The sequence below is a fragment of the uncultured Aliiroseovarius sp. genome (genome assembly GCF_947492455.1).
Taxonomy (GTDB): domain Bacteria; phylum Pseudomonadota; class Alphaproteobacteria; order Rhodobacterales; family Rhodobacteraceae; genus Aliiroseovarius.
In genome coordinates, this window is the sequence record NZ_CANLNB010000007.1 from 35,595 (window position 1) to 49,153 (window position 13,559).

Genomic DNA, 13,559 nt, shown 5'->3' on the forward strand with positions numbered 1-13,559 from the left:
GTTTTGGGTCAGGGCTTATGCGTCCTGCTTTATGCAGATCGCGCGACCTTGCTTGGTGCGCAGTGGGATGTAGGTCGTCTCGACCGGTCCGATGTGCCGATACATCAGACAACCATCCCGCGCATCCACGCGAAGGTCGCTGGTATCCTGCCCCGGCGCCACGGTCTCGGCCACATCGGGCGGCAGAGTTACGCGTTTCTTCAGATTGGGATCCATATTCACCGCACCCGAGGGCGTCACACAGCCCGACAGCCCAAACGCGGCAACGCCTGCCAAAATAACTAGGTTCTTCATTACGCTCTTCTCAAAGTTCTGTTGGCGAGAGGATGGGGGATTTTGCGGTGGAAGGGAAGGGGCCTCGTTTGCGTTATGGGGCATGGGAGTGGGGGAGCGTTTAAGATCCCGCCCCCACCGGTGACACTGCTCGCTGATACAGGTGCCATGTCGTGTGACCAAGGATCGGTAGCGTGAAGATCAGGCCGAAGAACGCGGAGGCCAGTGACAGCAGGATGGTGACCGAGATGATCGCCGCCCATGTCAGCATGGTCACCGGGTTTTCCGTGACGACGCGCACGGATGTCAGCATTGCGGTCACGAAATCAACCTCGCGGTCCAGCAGCATGGGCATGGCGACCACGGTGACCGAGAAGAGGACCGCCGACAAGATCGCGCCTGCGCCTGTGCCGATGGCAAGGAAGGTCCAGCCCTCGGGTGTGAAGAATACCGCAGTCAGGAACCCATCCATGCTTGAGAACGAGGCGTCCTGCAGGATGATCGCCAGCCACAGCCGGATTTGATACATCCACACCCAGAAGACGAAGAGGGTGACAAAGGCCATCCAGCCCATCTCGCGTTTGCTTTGACGGGCCATGACGGTCAAGATATCGGACCAGCCGAAGCATTCGCCTTTCTGTCGGCGGCGCGACATTTCATAAAGCCCGGCGGCGGCGAAGGGGGCGACCAGCGGGAAGCCGACCATGGCCGGGATGATCATCCAGATGTAGCCCAGCCAGACCAGACACCAGACGAACAGAATGCCGAAGACCGCGTAGAATAGGCCGAAGAAACCGCTCATGACCGGGCGGGCCATAAAGTCCGAGAAGCCTGCCTTCAGTGATGCAGTGATATCCGCGGCGGTCACGGTGTTGACCTCAATCTCGGCCGGTGAATGCGGGGCAGGTGGTGTGGTGTCTGTGGCCTTGGATGTCATAGCGCAGTCCTCCCTTTAAGGGCTCCGCGCTGACCGCCTGTTGGTAGGTCCGGCTGCGAAACGGAACCCCCTCGTATGGATACATGTTTGCATAGCCATAGGTTTCGGGGCAAGAGAGGGCTAGGGCTGCGCCAAGGGCCGCGCGCAGAGCCTTACGATAAAGGGCGATCGGTGCGAAATGAATCCGCCTTGGCCCTTGCCACATCCCCTCAACCCTGATAGATCGCGCAAGTCTTATGGCCTCGGATTCGTTCCGGGGCCTGTGATATTTTGAACTTGGGGACCTTCGGGGCCCTATAACATCCGGGCAAATCATTTGCCCGCACATGCAAACGGAAGACAGTAAACATGGCACTTAAGTCGTACAAACCGACGACGCCGGGCCAGCGTGGGCTGGTTCTGATCGACCGTTCGGAGCTGTGGAAAGGACGTCCTGTTAAATCCTTGACCGAGGGTTTGACCAAGTCGGGCGGCCGGAACAACACCGGACGGATCACGTCGCGCCGCCGAGGTGGTGGTGCGAAGCGTCTCTATCGTATCGTTGACTTCAAACGTAACAAACTTGACGTCGCAGCCACGGTTGAACGGATCGAATATGACCCCAACCGTACCGCTTTCATCGCACTGATCAAGTACGAAGACGGCGAGCAGGCCTACATCCTGGCACCGCAGCGTCTGGCTGTTGGTGACACCATCGTCGCATCGGCCAAAGCCGACGTGAAGCCGGGCAACGCAATGCCGTTCTCGGGCATGCCGATCGGTACCATCATCCACAACATCGAACTGAAACCGGGCAAGGGCGGCCAGATCGCTCGTGCAGCTGGTACCTATGCTCAGTTCGTTGGTCGTGACGGTGGCTACGCTCAGATCCGCCTGTCGTCGGGCGAACTGCGCATGGTCCGTCAGGAATGCATGGCCACCGTTGGTGCCGTGTCGAACCCCGACAACTCGAACCAGAACTTCGGTAAAGCCGGTCGTATGCGCCACAAAGGCATCCGCCCGTCGGTCCGTGGTGTTGTTATGAACCCGGTCGATCACCCGCACGGTGGTGGTGAGGGTCGTACCTCTGGTGGTCGTCACCCGGTAACCCCGTGGGGCAAGCCGACCAAAGGTGCACGTACCCGCAACAAGAACAAGGCGTCGTCGAAGCTGATCATCCGCTCGCGTCACGCCAAGAAGAAGGGCCGCTAAGATATGGCACGTTCTGTATGGAAAGGCCCTTTTGTTGACGCTTACGTCCTCAAAAAGGCTGAAAAGACCCGCGAGTCGGGCAAAAACGAGGTCATCAAGATCTGGTCGCGTCGTTCGACCATTCTGCCCCAGTTCGTGGGTCTGACCTTTGGCGTCTATAACGGCCAGAAGCACGTTCCCGTGCTGGTGACCGAAGACATGATCGGCCAGAAGTTCGGTGAATACTCGCCGACCCGTACCTACTACGGTCACGCCGCTGACAAAAAAGCGAAGAGGAAATAAGCCATGGGTAAGGATAAGAATCCCCGCCGCGTGGCCGAGAACGAAGCAATGGCGAAAACCCGCATGCTTCGTACGTCCCCGCAGAAACTGAACCTGGTCGCGCAAATGATCCGTGGCAAGAAAGTTGATCGTGCACTGACCGATCTGACTTTCTCGAACAAGCGGATTGCTCAGGACGTGAAGAAATGCCTTCAGTCCGCGATTGCGAACGCCGAGAACAACCACAACCTGGACGTCGATGAACTGATCGTCGCCGAGGCCTATGTGGGCAAGAACCTGACCATGAAACGCGGTCGTCCGCGCGCCCGTGGTCGTTTCGGCAAAATCATGAAGCCGTTCTCGGAGCTCACCATCAAGGTGCGTCAAATTGAGGAGCAAGCCTAATGGGTCATAAGGTAAATCCGATCGGCATGCGTCTTCAGGTCAACCGCACCTGGGATAGCCGCTGGTACGCAGACACGAAAGATTACGGTGATCTTCTTCTGGAAGACCTGAAAATTCGTGACTTCATCAAGACCGAATGCAAGCAGGCTGGTATCAGCCGTGTGATCATCGAACGTCCGCACAAAAAGTGCCGCGTGACGATCCACACTGCTCGTCCCGGTGTGATCATTGGCAAGAAAGGCGCAGACATCGAAACCCTGCGCAAGAAAATCGCCAACATCACCGACTCGGAACTGCACCTGAACATCGTCGAAGTTCGCAAGCCCGAACTGGACGCTGCCCTGGTTGCAGAATCGATCGCTCAGCAGCTGGAACGTCGTGTGTCCTTCCGTCGTGCCATGAAGCGCGGCGTGCAGAACGCCATGCGTATGGGCGCCCTGGGCATCCGTATCAACGTTGCTGGCCGTCTTGGCGGTGCTGAAATCGCGCGTACCGAATGGTATCGCGAAGGTCGTGTGCCGCTGCACACCCTGCGCGCTGACATCGACTATGCACATGCAGAAGCTATGACGCCTTACGGCATCATCGGTATCAAAACCTGGATCTTCAAAGGCGAAATCATGGAGCACGATCCTGCTGCTCGTGACCGTCGTCAAGCTGAGCTCCAGGAAGGTCCCGCGCCCCGTGGCGCCGGCGGCCGTCGCTAAGGAGATATGATCAATGCTTCAGCCTAAGCGTACAAAATTCCGCAAGATGCACAAAGGTCGGATCAAAGGTCTGGCCAAGGGTGGTTCGGATCTGAACTTCGGTTCGTATGGTCTGAAAGCTCTCGAGCCTGAGCGTGTGACTGCACGTCAGATCGAAGCTGCCCGTCGTGCCATGACGCGTCACATGAAGCGTCAGGGTCGTGTATGGATCCGCATCTTCCCGGACACCCCGGTAACCGCTAAGCCCATCGAAGTTCGTATGGGTAAAGGTAAAGGTTCCGTGGACCGTTGGACCTGCAAAGTTAAGCCGGGCCGCGTTATGTTCGAGATCGACGGCGTCAACGACGACGTTGCTCGCGAAGCTCTGCGCCTTGCTGCCATGAAACTGCCGATCAAATCGCGCGTTGTGGTTCGTGAGGACTGGTAAACCTCGAATTTGCTGAAAGCAAAATCGAGGCGTGCGGTGTAGCGAATTTCCAAAGGAAACTCGCGGGCCGCACCCGGTAGAAAATAAAAACCCCCGTCGTGAAATCGGCGGGGGTTTTGTTTAGGTGTTAGATTTGAGGTGCTTGATAGCCATCTCGACTAATGTGGCGAGGTCAAGTAATTCTGACTGTTGCATCAAATGACAAGTGGCGCCATCAGCGTCGATAGCAGCATGGATACGACCACCTTCAGTATTGAAGATTACTATGCGCAATTCATCCACAGTTGCCTCTACCTCGGTTAGAGCAAAGCGCTCGGTGGAAATGCTCGCGCTAGCCATTTGTTCAAGTGAGGCGACCAACATTTCCGCATTCTCAATTGGTACTGTGGCAATACCGTTTGGTGCATACTCATCATCAGGCACAACCTCGAACCGAACGCCGTGAAACGCCACATCTTTTGCTGGAATCAATGCCTCAAAGGCCGACACTGAGACGGATCCATTGCCGCTAATCACCCCGATTGGCATGAAGCCTTTGACAATTGGTTGAGCCGGTTCCCTGTCACTGGAGTCGATATCTGCAAAAGCTTTGGCAAGTTTCATTGTTGATTTCCTTTGGACTAGATGATTTGAGAATCTTTTCCACTTTTAGGGGTTTTTGAAATCGAAGAAAATGGAGAGGATAGGGCGGTTTTGGTGAACGCCAAAGCGAAGCTATCGGGAAAATACCTGTTCGTCTAATTTGATGTTGAAACGTCAGCTCCACCCAGGGTCGGGCGTGGCCCTAAACCCCAATCCCCAAAACCCCAATCGCCTCTTCCAACTGGGTCTCTTCATAGCCGAAATGCGACTGCACCACGATTTCCAACTGCCGGAACACCGCGCGGGCCTCGTTGAACTTGTCGGCGTCCACCTCGAACATCAGCGCCATTGCGGCGCGTTCCAGTCGGACCAGCAGCTCGTGCACGACTTTGTGCTCTTCCATCAGTCGGTCGATCACGGCGCGCAGGGCGTCGTTGCCTTTCCCGGTCAGTTGCGGGAACAGGCTGTATTCCTCGGCGTCGTGGTGAAAATTCAGCACCTTGCATTCCCGCCCGCACAGCGACCCGAACTGCCGGACGTTCTGCGCAAACTCGGCCGACATCACGGCGTCGGACAGGTCTTGGCCCGAGGCCTCGCCCGCTTCGATCCGATCCAGCACGATTCCGATCCGGCCCACATCGTTCAGATGCATCCGGTGGATTGCCGCCAGCCGCCGCCCCATGCGCCGATCCGCGTCCGTGGCCTCGGGCATTGTGGGCATGGTCGGGCGGGTGCCGTAGTCGACCGTCAGGTCGGAAAGGGGAGTGTTGTGAAGTGTGCTCATGGTGTCCTCGGGCGCGGCGCAATGCAGAGCAGATAGGTGTCGCGCCGAGGATTGCAACTAGCGCAGAAGCTCGTCCATCAGGCCGATGATCTCGAGAATCTGGAAGGTGGTGGGGTCCGCGCGATAGATCATTTCGCCCACGCGGTAATAGCTGTACTGCGGATCCAGCCGATAGCGGTCGTAATCCGTGATGCGGCGATAGTCGTAATTATGTACGTAGTCGCCCTCTTTCGGTTTCGCCAATCCGGGCGGGACGCAGGGCGGGTTCTTCTTGGCCAGGCCCGGCGGGCAGCCACCGTTTCCGACGCCATTGCCTTTCCCATTCCCGGCGAAAGAGGCACCTGCCATCAGGGGCAGAAGCGATAGGATCAGGGCGGCTTTCAGGGGTGCTTTCATGGTCGTTCTCATCATGCAGATTGTATCGCGTGTTGAGCATGATGCTATCCGCGTGGCCAGTGTTATCCAATATCACCGGGATCCGGCGCGGGGATTTGCCGATTTCTAAGGGCTAAAAGCAAAACCGCGCCGAGTGGGCGCGGTTTGTGGTTTCTCGCAGGGGTCACTCACCCCATTTGTAATTAAAGCTCACCGACAGGCGCTCTTCCTCGCCGGTGTTCTGCATCACCTCGTGGCGCAGCCAGCTTTCCCACAGCAGCACGTCCCCTTCGGCCGGGCGCTTGGTGATGAAGCTTTGCAGTTCTTCACGGGCGTTCTTGCGGCGGGGCGGGGCGGCCATCATGCGGGCGTGGCGCGGGTCTTCGTACCGTAGCGCGCCGGCGCCTTCGGGCAGGGCCAGATAGGTGGTGCCAGAGATGACCGAATGCGGGTGGATATGCGCCGAGTGATAGCCACCGGGCGGCAGGATATTGATCCAGATGTCTTCAAGCTCCAGCTTGCGATCATCCAGATTGAACTCCAGATCCTCGGCAAAGGCGGCGACGTGCTTGTCCAGACTGTCGACCAGATCCTTGAAGATTGGGAAACGCCAGGGCAGGTCGGTCAGGGACGCGTAAGAGGTGTAGCCGGGATACCCCTCGGCCTCGCACCATTCCTGCCCCGCCTCGTCATCCTCGGCGATGGAATAGCAGCTGTCATAAAGCTCGTCCTGGCTGACCTTGGGGTCAAACTCGGACAGTTGAGCATGGTAAAGGCGGGTCACGAAGAGGGAAGAGATATTGGCCATGGGGCAGGGATAGCGGATTCGCGTGGGAAGGGCGAGGGGGGCTGAGTTTTGCGAGGCCTTATAAATTGATTGGGGTTGTGAAGGCTGTTCGTCGTTGGTATTTCTCATTCAGATGCAACCAAAGATTTAAAGGCGTGTTGATTTGAAACCATTTGCATCGGCAACACTGTTGTTTTTTGTTGGATTGGTGCTTTTAGGAGCGGGTGCGGAAAACACTGGGGCGATGTTTATGATCGGTAGTCCTGTATGGGGTTTGCTCTATCATGATCGTCTTAGTGAGCGGGAAGCCACAAAAAAGCAAAAGCGAAAAAGATGGAAAGATAAAATAGTAGCTGAACGCAGACTCGAAGAGCTTAAGCTGCTGGAAGGACTAGAGCGGCATATTCATGTGCTGCAGCGTAAGCTTGCTCAATCCAGACAAGAAAACGACTATGGTTTCGTAGTTGCAGACAAAACGGATGAGATTCTTGAAGAGTTTTTTCGAAGCTGCCATCTGAACCATGATCTTGTAAGTTTTTCCGCAGCGCGAGAAATTGCGTTGGAAGCCGTTGAAGCCCATAAGGCTAAACAAAACCGCGCTGGTTTCGACCCTACGTCCTTTCCGCATGACGGACATGAGTTTGAACATTGGGTGGCTGCTGAGCTTGGGAAACTCGGGTGGAAAGCTAATGTAACAGTTGGATCAGGGGATCAGGGAATTGACGTTATTGCTGAGCGTTCGAAGAAACGACTTGGAATTCAGTGCAAACGTTCATCGAGGCCAATAGGCAATTCTGCCGTACAGGAAGCTTACTCAGGGAAGGCATACTATAGCTTGGATGCAGTTTGTGTCTTGTCCAATCAGACATATACAAATAGCGCAAAGACAATTGCAGACCAAACAGGTGTGTGCTTGGTATCACAATATGATATCCCCGCGTTGCACAGTTTGGTTTTTGGCGCGCGAAAATAGCCAAACTTTCCCTTGCCCCCACCCCCTAATCCCCCTATAGACGCACATCTCGCGGATTCCCGGCAACGGGATTCGTGTGTATTGCATATAACCCACCAGACATAGGGTGACCTTCCGCTAAGACGGGAAGAGCTCTCTGGTGCAAGGAAAGGAAAAGGCGAATGAACGCCAAGGAACTGCGTGATCAGTCTCCTGACCAGCTGCGTGAAAAGCTGGCAGAGCTGAAAAAGGAAAGCTTCAACCTGCGTTTTCAGCAGGCCACCGGCGCCCTCGAAAACACTGCTCAGATGCGCAAAGTACGCCGCGACGCCGCGCGCGTAAAAACCATCCTGAGCGAACAAGCCAAAGCTGCGGCTGAGTAAGAGGAGCCCACGAGTATGCCCAAACGTATCCTGAATGGTGTTGTAACCAGCGCCGCAAACGAGCAAACCGTGACTGTTTCGGTTGAACGCCGCTTCAAGCACCCGCTGCTTCAGAAAACCGTTCGTAAGTCGAAGAAATATCGCGCTCACGACGAAAAGAATGCCTACAAGGCAGGCGATAAGGTTCGCATCATCGAATGTGCACCGAAGTCGAAAACCAAGCGTTGGGAAGTTCTGGAAGGCTAAGTTCTACTTACCTTCCCGGACGACTTAACAAGTCGAAACCCTGGGGGTTCCGCCATGCATCGGCGCCCCAAAGGTCGGGAGAAACCACATGATCCAGATGCAAACCAATCTGGATGTAGCTGACAACAGCGGCGCTCGCCGTGTTCAGTGCATCAAGGTTCTGGGTGGTTCCAAGCGTAAATACGCATCCGTTGGCGACATCATTGTTGTCTCGGTTAAGGAAGCCATCCCGCGCGGTCGCGTAAAGAAAGGTGACGTCCGTAAGGCCGTCGTCGTTCGCACCGCCAAAGAGGTCCGTCGTGACGACGGCACCGCAATCCGTTTTGACCGCAACGCTGCTGTCATCCTGAACAACAACAACGAGCCCGTGGGCACCCGTATCTTCGGACCGGTTGTTCGCGAACTGCGCGCGAAGAACTTCATGAAGATCATCTCGCTGGCTCCGGAGGTGCTGTAAGATGGCTGCTAAGTTGAGAAAAGGCGACAAGGTTGTCGTTCTGGCCGGCAAAGACAAGGGCAAGCAAGGTGAGATCACCTCGGTTGACCCGAAAGCTGGCAAAGCCGTTGTTGACGGCGTGAACATCGCAATCCGCCACACCCGTCAGAGCCAGAACAGCCAAGGTGGCCGCATCCCGCAAGCGATGCCGATCCAGCTGTCGAACCTGGCCCTTCTGGACAAGAACGGCAAAGCAACGCGCGTTGGCTTCCGCGAGGAAGACGGCAAGAAAGTGCGTTTCGCCAAAACCACCGGGGAGACTGTCTGATGCTGGATACCGCAAACTACACCCCCCGTCTGAAGACCGTATATCAGGACAGCATCCGTGCCGCCCTGAAAGAGGAATTCGGCTATAAGAACGACATGCAGATCCCGCGTCTGGACAAAATCGTTCTGAACATTGGTTGTGGCGCTGAAGCTGTTCGCGACTCGAAAAAAGCCAAGTCGGCAATCGAAGATCTGACCAAAATCGCCGGCCAGCAGGCCGTTGGTACGAAAGCGCGCAAGTCGCACGCTCCGTTCCGTCTGCGTGAAGGTATGATCATCGGCGCAAAGGTGACCCTGCGCGGCGACCGGATGTATGAATTCCTGGACCGCCTGATCACCATCGCGATGCCCCGTATCCGCGACTTCCGCGGCGTATCGGGTACCTCGTTCGACGGTCGTGGCAACTATGCCACCGGCCTGAAAGAGCACATCGTGTTCCCGGAAATCGACTTTGATAAAGTTGATGAAACCTGGGGCATGGACATCGTGATTGCCACCACCGCTGAAACCGACGCGGAAGCAAAGAGCCTGTTGAAGCACTTCAACATGCCCTTCAACAGCTGATCCGCGGGAAGGAAAAGACATGGCTAAAAAAGCAATGATCGAACGCGAGAAGAAGCGCGAAAAGCTGGTGGCAAAATATGCTGCTAAGCGTGCTGCGCTGAAAGAGATCGCAAACGACGAAAGCAAGTCGATGGAAGAGCGTTTCAAAGCGCGCCTGAAACTTGCAAAACTGCCGCGCAACTCGTCGGCCACCCGCTTGCACAACCGCTGCCAGCTGACCGGTCGTCCTCACGCTTACTATCGTAAGCTGAAAGTTTCGCGTATCGCGCTGCGGGAACTTGGCTCTGCTGGCCAGATCCCCGGCATGGTGAAATCGAGCTGGTAAGGGAGAGAAGATATGAACGATCCTATCGGCGATATGCTCACCCGTATCCGCAACGCTCACATGCGTGGCAAGTCGACCGTTTCGACCCCTGCGTCGAAACTGCGCGGCTGGGTTCTGGATGTACTGGCTGACGAAGGCTACATCCGCGGCTACGAAAAAGGCACTGACGAGCGTGGCCACGCCACCCTTGAAATCAGCCTGAAATACTATGACGGTGCGCCCGTTATCCGCGAACTGAAGCGGGTTTCGAAGCCGGGCCGTCGCGTCTACATGGGTTCGAAAGACATCCCGCAGGTCCGTCAGGGTCTGGGTGTGTCGATCGTTTCGACCCCGAAAGGCGTCATGTCCGATGCAAACGCTCGCAACCAGAATGTTGGTGGCGAAGTGCTTTGCACCGTCTTCTAAGGAGGTCTCTATGTCTCGTATTGGTAAACGACCGGTCGAGCTGCCCTCTGGCGTAACTGCCAGCCTGTCGGGCCAGACCGTAGAAGTGAAGGGTCCCAAGGGCACCCGCACTTTCACCGCCACGGATGACGTGACCATCACCGTTGAAGACAATGCTGTGTCGGTTGAACCGCGCGGCAAGTCGAAGCGTGCACGTCAGCAGTGGGGCATGAGCCGCACTATGGTTTCCAACATGGTAACCGGTGTAACCGAAGGCTTCAAAAAAGAGCTGGAAATCAACGGTGTTGGTTATCGTGCTCAGATGCAGGGCAACACCCTGAAGCTGAACCTTGGTTACTCGCACGACGTTGACTACGTCGCTCCGGAGGGCGTCACCGTGACCGCTCCGAAGCCGACCGTCATCATCGTTGAAGGCATCGACCAACAACTCGTCGGCCAAGCCGCGGCCAACATCCGCGAATGGCGTAAGCCCGAGCCCTACAAAGGCAAAGGCATCAAATACAAAGACGAGTATATCTTCCGCAAGGAAGGTAAGAAGAAGTAAAGGACCAGACAGATGGCAAACAGCAAACGGACCCTGTTCCTCAAGCGCCGCCTGCGCGTCCGGAACAAACTTCGCAAGCACAATGTCGGCAAGCTGCGCCTTTCGGTGCACCGCTCGTCGAAAAACATCAGTGTTCAGATCATCGACGACGTTCAAGGGACCACCCTTGCTTCGGCTTCGTCGCTGGAAAAAGCACTGGGCGTTGTGGGCAAGAACAACGTGGAGGCCGCTTCGAAAGTGGGCGCCGCGATTGCCGAGCGTGCGAAAAAAGCCGGGATCGAAGAATGCTACTTCGATCGTGGCGGCTTCCTGTTCCACGGCAAAGTCAAGGCTCTGGCCGACGCTGCCCGTGAAGGTGGCCTGAAGTTCTAAGAACTTTGAGAGGGGCAGTGGTGATCCGCTGCCCCTCCGATGATCCGGGGATGCAGTCGCATTCACTGGGATTGAGTTAAACGGCGCAAGACGCCGCCTATGAAAGGATGTTCTGATGGCAGAACGTGAGAACCGCCGGAACCGCCGCGAACGCGACGAAGCTCCGGAATTTGCAGATCGCCTGGTTGCGATCAACCGCGTGTCGAAAACCACCAAAGGTGGTAAAAACTTCGGCTTCGCAGCTCTGGTAGTTGTTGGCGACCAGAAAGGCCGCGTCGGCTTTGGTAAAGGTAAAGCGAAAGAAGTGCCCGAGGCCATTCGCAAAGCCACCGAGCAAGCCAAGCGCCAGATGATCCGCGTACCTCTGAAAGAGGGCCGCACCCTGCACCACGACGCCGAAGGTCGTCACGGCGCTGGTAAAGTGATCATGCGTACCGCACCTGAAGGTACCGGAATCATCGCCGGTGGTCCGATGCGTGCCGTATTCGAGATGCTGGGCATCAAGGACGTTGTGTCGAAGTCGATCGGCTCGCAGAACCCCTATAACATGATCCGCGCCACCATCGACGGTCTGAAAAAAGAAGCCAGCCCCCGCCAGGTCGCTCAGCGCCGTGGCAAAAAGGTTGCTGACATTCTGGGCGCAAAGTCGGACGCTCCGGCTGAAGCCGCAGACGCGTAAGGAGATCTGACCAATGGCTAAAACCATCGTTGTAAAACAGGTCGGCTCGCCGATCCGTCGCCCCCAAGACCAGCGCGCTACGCTGATCGGCCTGGGCCTGAACAAGATGCACAAAACCCGCGAGCTGGAAGACACCCCGGCCGTGCGCGGCATGATCGCCAAGATCCCGCATATGGTTGAGATCATCGAGGAAAAAGGCTGAGCCTCGGCTTAGACTCTCCTTAGAAGATTTAGAGCACCCCGGTCAGAAATGGCCGGGGTGTTTTTGTCTGACTAGGGAAGACCCTGCAGAGATGATTGGCACCGCCCGAAGCAAGGACGGAGCACTACAAGAATCACGGGTATCGATGAATAATTTCTGGGGAAAAAGGAGCCTTAGACCCTTGCGCCGACTGTGATGATTGCCTGAAAATAGATTTATCCAAGTGGAGGATCACACTTGATCTAGGAGTTTGCCTAGTCGCCGACATTATACAGAACCTATCGACCTATTTGCTAGATGCTGAGCTAACGCTCGGATTTGCCAAAGGAGAGGGTTTGGGAGCCATATTGCTCACTGTGATTTTTCTTGCATTCATTCTTCGGTCCAAGCCCAGCAGATTGTCAGATATTGTAGCAGCGTGGAGAAATAGCAGGTAGATTGCCCGGCACCGCCGGGCAGCGCCCGACCCTCCCCACGGGAGGGCGCTTTTGATAGGTTTCAACACTCACCCACGTTTCGGCTCACAGGCGTCCCTCATCACAGATCCCAAACCTGCGCCCACCCAGGGTCGGGCGCTGCCCTCACAACCCATGCATCCCTTGCAACCCGGGCTTTCCGATTCAGCGGTGGTTGTTTGACCCGACCCCTCCTATCACGGCGGCAACTGATATACTCCTGTTAAGGACCGCTAAGATGAACGCTCTGATCAATCCCGTGACCCCGCTGGCCAGCGCAATCGCAGATCTCTTCGTTGCTGCGCAGACCGCGGTTCGTCGTTTCATGAACTCGGAATGCACCCCGACCTGGACCGAGTTCCTGAAGGACTGCAACAAAGGCTAAGCGCTTTTGACATTCTCCCGGACAAACCCTCGGTGGCATCTGCCCCCGGGGGTTTTTCTTTTTTGGGTTGGTCCCGGTGCATAATGTGGGTCACGCGCGAGTAGCTGGCGAGCTTCCCAAGTACTCCTGATTTGCAGGGGCGGTATTTCGTTCCTTTTGATGACGGGCCAGACGGTATCGCTATAGCCTAGTGAATCGAAAACAAGGGCGCGGCAGAGGAATCGCAGGCTGTATTTGGCGCGCGACTCGACGAGTCGCTGGTCGAGTCGCGCGATTCCGCCCCGATTCAGGGAAATCCTTTGCCGAGTCTCTCCAAATTTCGGGTTTGTGGCCTGCTTTGGCCCTGTTTGACCCCGTGATTCCTGCTCTGATCACCGGTGATGTCGCCAATGCCGAAGTGTGGTGAAAGAAATTTCACGTTCAAAACCCCTTATTTATAAGGCTCTACGAAGAAAAATCGCCTAATATGACATTTTTCTGAAAAAAGCGCTTGCGGCTGTCGGTGAGTAACCTTAGAACCCACTTCACCGGCGGCGCTGAGGCGCACAACGGGAC

General features: G+C 56.2%; 24 protein-coding genes. 18 read left to right on the forward strand and 6 right to left on the reverse strand.

Annotated features, from left to right (window positions below; translation table 11 throughout):
* Positions 1-15: 15 nt before the first annotated feature.
* Together Q0677_RS14905 and Q0677_RS14910 are read right to left on the reverse strand one after the other, a co-directional pair.
* Complete coding sequence (locus Q0677_RS14905) at positions 16-294, reverse strand: hypothetical protein (protein WP_298911367.1); 279 nt, start codon at positions 292-294, stop codon at positions 16-18.
* Between the two features lie 100 nt (positions 295-394).
* Complete coding sequence (locus tag Q0677_RS14910; protein WP_298911369.1) at positions 395-1,210, reverse strand: DUF2189 domain-containing protein; 816 nt, start codon at positions 1,208-1,210, stop codon at positions 395-397.
* A gap of 348 nt (positions 1,211-1,558) precedes the next feature.
* Here Q0677_RS14910 and rplB point away from each other — a divergent pair, with 348 nt between their 5' ends.
* The 5 genes from rplB to rplP are packed head-to-tail and all read left to right on the forward strand — an operon-like array spanning position 1,559 to position 4,201.
* The gene (rplB, locus tag Q0677_RS14915) at positions 1,559-2,401 is read left to right on the forward strand and encodes a 50S ribosomal protein L2 (protein WP_298911371.1); all 843 of its coding nucleotides are present in this window, start codon (positions 1,559-1,561) and stop codon (positions 2,399-2,401) included.
* Between the two features lie 3 nt (positions 2,402-2,404).
* Positions 2,405-2,683 (forward strand): 30S ribosomal protein S19, encoded by a 279-nt coding sequence (rpsS, locus tag Q0677_RS14920; RefSeq protein ID WP_108857556.1) that lies wholly within the window; start codon positions 2,405-2,407, stop codon positions 2,681-2,683.
* Positions 2,684-2,686: 3 nt separating this feature from the next.
* Positions 2,687-3,067, forward strand: a complete 381-nt coding sequence (gene rplV / locus Q0677_RS14925; protein ID WP_133484953.1) for a 50S ribosomal protein L22 — start codon at positions 2,687-2,689, stop codon at positions 3,065-3,067.
* Positions 3,067-3,774 (forward strand): 30S ribosomal protein S3, encoded by a 708-nt coding sequence (rpsC, locus tag Q0677_RS14930; protein WP_108857554.1) that lies wholly within the window; start codon positions 3,067-3,069, stop codon positions 3,772-3,774. The genes rplV and rpsC overlap by 1 nt, the downstream gene beginning before the upstream one ends.
* 13 nt (positions 3,775-3,787) lie before the next feature.
* Positions 3,788-4,201 (forward strand): 50S ribosomal protein L16, encoded by a 414-nt coding sequence (gene rplP / locus Q0677_RS14935; RefSeq protein ID WP_133484951.1) that lies wholly within the window; start codon positions 3,788-3,790, stop codon positions 4,199-4,201.
* A gap of 120 nt (positions 4,202-4,321) precedes the next feature.
* On the opposite strand, the gene Q0677_RS14940 is transcribed toward rplP, so the two are convergent.
* From Q0677_RS14940 to Q0677_RS14955, 4 genes are all read right to left on the reverse strand, one after another.
* Positions 4,322-4,804, reverse strand: coding sequence for a hypothetical protein (locus Q0677_RS14940; protein ID WP_298911375.1), 483 nt, complete (start codon positions 4,802-4,804; stop codon positions 4,322-4,324).
* A gap of 181 nt (positions 4,805-4,985) precedes the next feature.
* Complete coding sequence (locus Q0677_RS14945; RefSeq protein WP_298911377.1) at positions 4,986-5,567, reverse strand: hemerythrin domain-containing protein; 582 nt, start codon at positions 5,565-5,567, stop codon at positions 4,986-4,988.
* Between the two features lie 57 nt (positions 5,568-5,624).
* Positions 5,625-5,963 carry an excinuclease ABC subunit A gene (locus tag Q0677_RS14950; protein WP_298911379.1) on the reverse strand — a complete coding sequence of 113 codons (339 nt, stop codon included), beginning with the start codon at positions 5,961-5,963 and terminating at the stop codon, positions 5,625-5,627.
* A gap of 163 nt (positions 5,964-6,126) precedes the next feature.
* Positions 6,127-6,750, reverse strand: a complete 624-nt coding sequence (locus Q0677_RS14955; protein WP_298911381.1) for a TIGR02466 family protein — start codon at positions 6,748-6,750, stop codon at positions 6,127-6,129.
* 142 nt (positions 6,751-6,892) lie between these two features.
* On the opposite strand from Q0677_RS14955, the gene Q0677_RS14960 reads away from it, so the two are divergent.
* The 13 genes from Q0677_RS14960 to Q0677_RS15020 all read left to right on the forward strand — a co-directional run bounded on the left by Q0677_RS14960 (position 6,893) and on the right by Q0677_RS15020 (position 13,004).
* Complete coding sequence (locus Q0677_RS14960; RefSeq protein ID WP_298911383.1) at positions 6,893-7,702, forward strand: restriction endonuclease; 810 nt, start codon at positions 6,893-6,895, stop codon at positions 7,700-7,702.
* A gap of 161 nt (positions 7,703-7,863) precedes the next feature.
* The gene (gene rpmC / locus Q0677_RS14965; protein WP_133484947.1) at positions 7,864-8,064 is read left to right on the forward strand and encodes a 50S ribosomal protein L29; all 201 of its coding nucleotides are present in this window, start codon (positions 7,864-7,866) and stop codon (positions 8,062-8,064) included.
* 15 nt (positions 8,065-8,079) lie between these two features.
* Positions 8,080-8,310 (forward strand): 30S ribosomal protein S17, encoded by a 231-nt coding sequence (gene rpsQ, locus Q0677_RS14970; protein WP_133484946.1) that lies wholly within the window; start codon positions 8,080-8,082, stop codon positions 8,308-8,310.
* 88 nt (positions 8,311-8,398) lie between these two features.
* Positions 8,399-8,767 (forward strand): 50S ribosomal protein L14, encoded by a 369-nt coding sequence (rplN, locus tag Q0677_RS14975; protein ID WP_007118848.1) that lies wholly within the window; start codon positions 8,399-8,401, stop codon positions 8,765-8,767.
* A 1-nt stretch (position 8,768) separates the two neighbouring features.
* A complete protein-coding gene (gene rplX, locus Q0677_RS14980) occupies positions 8,769-9,074 on the forward strand; it encodes a 50S ribosomal protein L24 (protein ID WP_298911384.1) in 306 nt (101 codons plus the stop codon).
* Positions 9,074-9,637, forward strand: coding sequence for a 50S ribosomal protein L5 (rplE, locus tag Q0677_RS14985; protein ID WP_298911386.1), 564 nt, complete (start codon positions 9,074-9,076; stop codon positions 9,635-9,637). The genes rplX and rplE overlap by 1 nt, the downstream gene beginning before the upstream one ends.
* A gap of 19 nt (positions 9,638-9,656) precedes the next feature.
* On the forward strand, positions 9,657-9,962 hold the full coding sequence (rpsN, locus tag Q0677_RS14990; protein ID WP_247094563.1) for a 30S ribosomal protein S14: 306 nt from the start codon (positions 9,657-9,659) through the stop codon (positions 9,960-9,962).
* Positions 9,963-9,974: 12 nt separating this feature from the next.
* Complete coding sequence (rpsH, locus tag Q0677_RS14995; protein ID WP_133484942.1) at positions 9,975-10,367, forward strand: 30S ribosomal protein S8; 393 nt, start codon at positions 9,975-9,977, stop codon at positions 10,365-10,367.
* Positions 10,368-10,377: 10 nt separating this feature from the next.
* Positions 10,378-10,911 carry a 50S ribosomal protein L6 gene (gene rplF, locus Q0677_RS15000; RefSeq protein WP_298911388.1) on the forward strand — a complete coding sequence of 178 codons (534 nt, stop codon included), beginning with the start codon at positions 10,378-10,380 and terminating at the stop codon, positions 10,909-10,911.
* A gap of 12 nt (positions 10,912-10,923) precedes the next feature.
* Complete coding sequence (rplR, locus tag Q0677_RS15005; protein ID WP_298911390.1) at positions 10,924-11,283, forward strand: 50S ribosomal protein L18; 360 nt, start codon at positions 10,924-10,926, stop codon at positions 11,281-11,283.
* 115 nt (positions 11,284-11,398) lie between these two features.
* Positions 11,399-11,962: a 30S ribosomal protein S5 gene (rpsE, locus tag Q0677_RS15010; RefSeq protein ID WP_133484939.1), complete on the forward strand. Its 564-nt coding sequence runs from the start codon at positions 11,399-11,401 to the stop codon at positions 11,960-11,962.
* 13 nt (positions 11,963-11,975) lie between these two features.
* On the forward strand, positions 11,976-12,164 hold the full coding sequence (gene rpmD, locus Q0677_RS15015; protein WP_133484938.1) for a 50S ribosomal protein L30: 189 nt from the start codon (positions 11,976-11,978) through the stop codon (positions 12,162-12,164).
* A gap of 693 nt (positions 12,165-12,857) precedes the next feature.
* Positions 12,858-13,004, forward strand: a complete 147-nt coding sequence (locus Q0677_RS15020; RefSeq protein WP_298911392.1) for a hypothetical protein — start codon at positions 12,858-12,860, stop codon at positions 13,002-13,004.
* The last annotated feature ends 555 nt before the right edge of the window (positions 13,005-13,559 follow it).

What these genes read in the sequence shown, in the direction of transcription:
- Q0677_RS14905 (WP_298911367.1), bottom strand. Translation starts at nt 294, where the DNA reads ATGAAGAACCTAGTTATTTTGGCAGGCGTTGCCGCGTTTGGGCTGTCG.
- Q0677_RS14910 (WP_298911369.1), bottom strand. Translation starts at nt 1,210, where the DNA reads ATGACATCCAAGGCCACAGACACCACACCACCTGCCCCGCATTCACCG.
- rplB (WP_298911371.1), top strand. Translation starts at nt 1,559, where the DNA reads ATGGCACTTAAGTCGTACAAACCGACGACGCCGGGCCAGCGTGGGCTG.
- rpsS (WP_108857556.1), top strand. Translation starts at nt 2,405, where the DNA reads ATGGCACGTTCTGTATGGAAAGGCCCTTTTGTTGACGCTTACGTCCTC.
- rplV (WP_133484953.1), top strand. Translation starts at nt 2,687, where the DNA reads ATGGGTAAGGATAAGAATCCCCGCCGCGTGGCCGAGAACGAAGCAATG.
- rpsC (WP_108857554.1), top strand. Translation starts at nt 3,067, where the DNA reads ATGGGTCATAAGGTAAATCCGATCGGCATGCGTCTTCAGGTCAACCGC.
- rplP (WP_133484951.1), top strand. Translation starts at nt 3,788, where the DNA reads ATGCTTCAGCCTAAGCGTACAAAATTCCGCAAGATGCACAAAGGTCGG.
- Q0677_RS14940 (WP_298911375.1), bottom strand. Translation starts at nt 4,804, where the DNA reads ATGAAACTTGCCAAAGCTTTTGCAGATATCGACTCCAGTGACAGGGAA.
- Q0677_RS14945 (WP_298911377.1), bottom strand. Translation starts at nt 5,567, where the DNA reads ATGAGCACACTTCACAACACTCCCCTTTCCGACCTGACGGTCGACTAC.
- Q0677_RS14950 (WP_298911379.1), bottom strand. Translation starts at nt 5,963, where the DNA reads ATGAAAGCACCCCTGAAAGCCGCCCTGATCCTATCGCTTCTGCCCCTG.
- Q0677_RS14955 (WP_298911381.1), bottom strand. Translation starts at nt 6,750, where the DNA reads ATGGCCAATATCTCTTCCCTCTTCGTGACCCGCCTTTACCATGCTCAA.
- rpmC (WP_133484947.1), top strand. Translation starts at nt 7,864, where the DNA reads ATGAACGCCAAGGAACTGCGTGATCAGTCTCCTGACCAGCTGCGTGAA.
- rpsQ (WP_133484946.1), top strand. Translation starts at nt 8,080, where the DNA reads ATGCCCAAACGTATCCTGAATGGTGTTGTAACCAGCGCCGCAAACGAG.
- rplN (WP_007118848.1), top strand. Translation starts at nt 8,399, where the DNA reads ATGATCCAGATGCAAACCAATCTGGATGTAGCTGACAACAGCGGCGCT.
- rplX (WP_298911384.1), top strand. Translation starts at nt 8,769, where the DNA reads ATGGCTGCTAAGTTGAGAAAAGGCGACAAGGTTGTCGTTCTGGCCGGC.
- rplE (WP_298911386.1), top strand. Translation starts at nt 9,074, where the DNA reads ATGCTGGATACCGCAAACTACACCCCCCGTCTGAAGACCGTATATCAG.
- rpsN (WP_247094563.1), top strand. Translation starts at nt 9,657, where the DNA reads ATGGCTAAAAAAGCAATGATCGAACGCGAGAAGAAGCGCGAAAAGCTG.
- rpsH (WP_133484942.1), top strand. Translation starts at nt 9,975, where the DNA reads ATGAACGATCCTATCGGCGATATGCTCACCCGTATCCGCAACGCTCAC.
- rplF (WP_298911388.1), top strand. Translation starts at nt 10,378, where the DNA reads ATGTCTCGTATTGGTAAACGACCGGTCGAGCTGCCCTCTGGCGTAACT.
- rplR (WP_298911390.1), top strand. Translation starts at nt 10,924, where the DNA reads ATGGCAAACAGCAAACGGACCCTGTTCCTCAAGCGCCGCCTGCGCGTC.
- rpsE (WP_133484939.1), top strand. Translation starts at nt 11,399, where the DNA reads ATGGCAGAACGTGAGAACCGCCGGAACCGCCGCGAACGCGACGAAGCT.
- rpmD (WP_133484938.1), top strand. Translation starts at nt 11,976, where the DNA reads ATGGCTAAAACCATCGTTGTAAAACAGGTCGGCTCGCCGATCCGTCGC.
- Q0677_RS15020 (WP_298911392.1), top strand. Translation starts at nt 12,858, where the DNA reads ATGAACGCTCTGATCAATCCCGTGACCCCGCTGGCCAGCGCAATCGCA.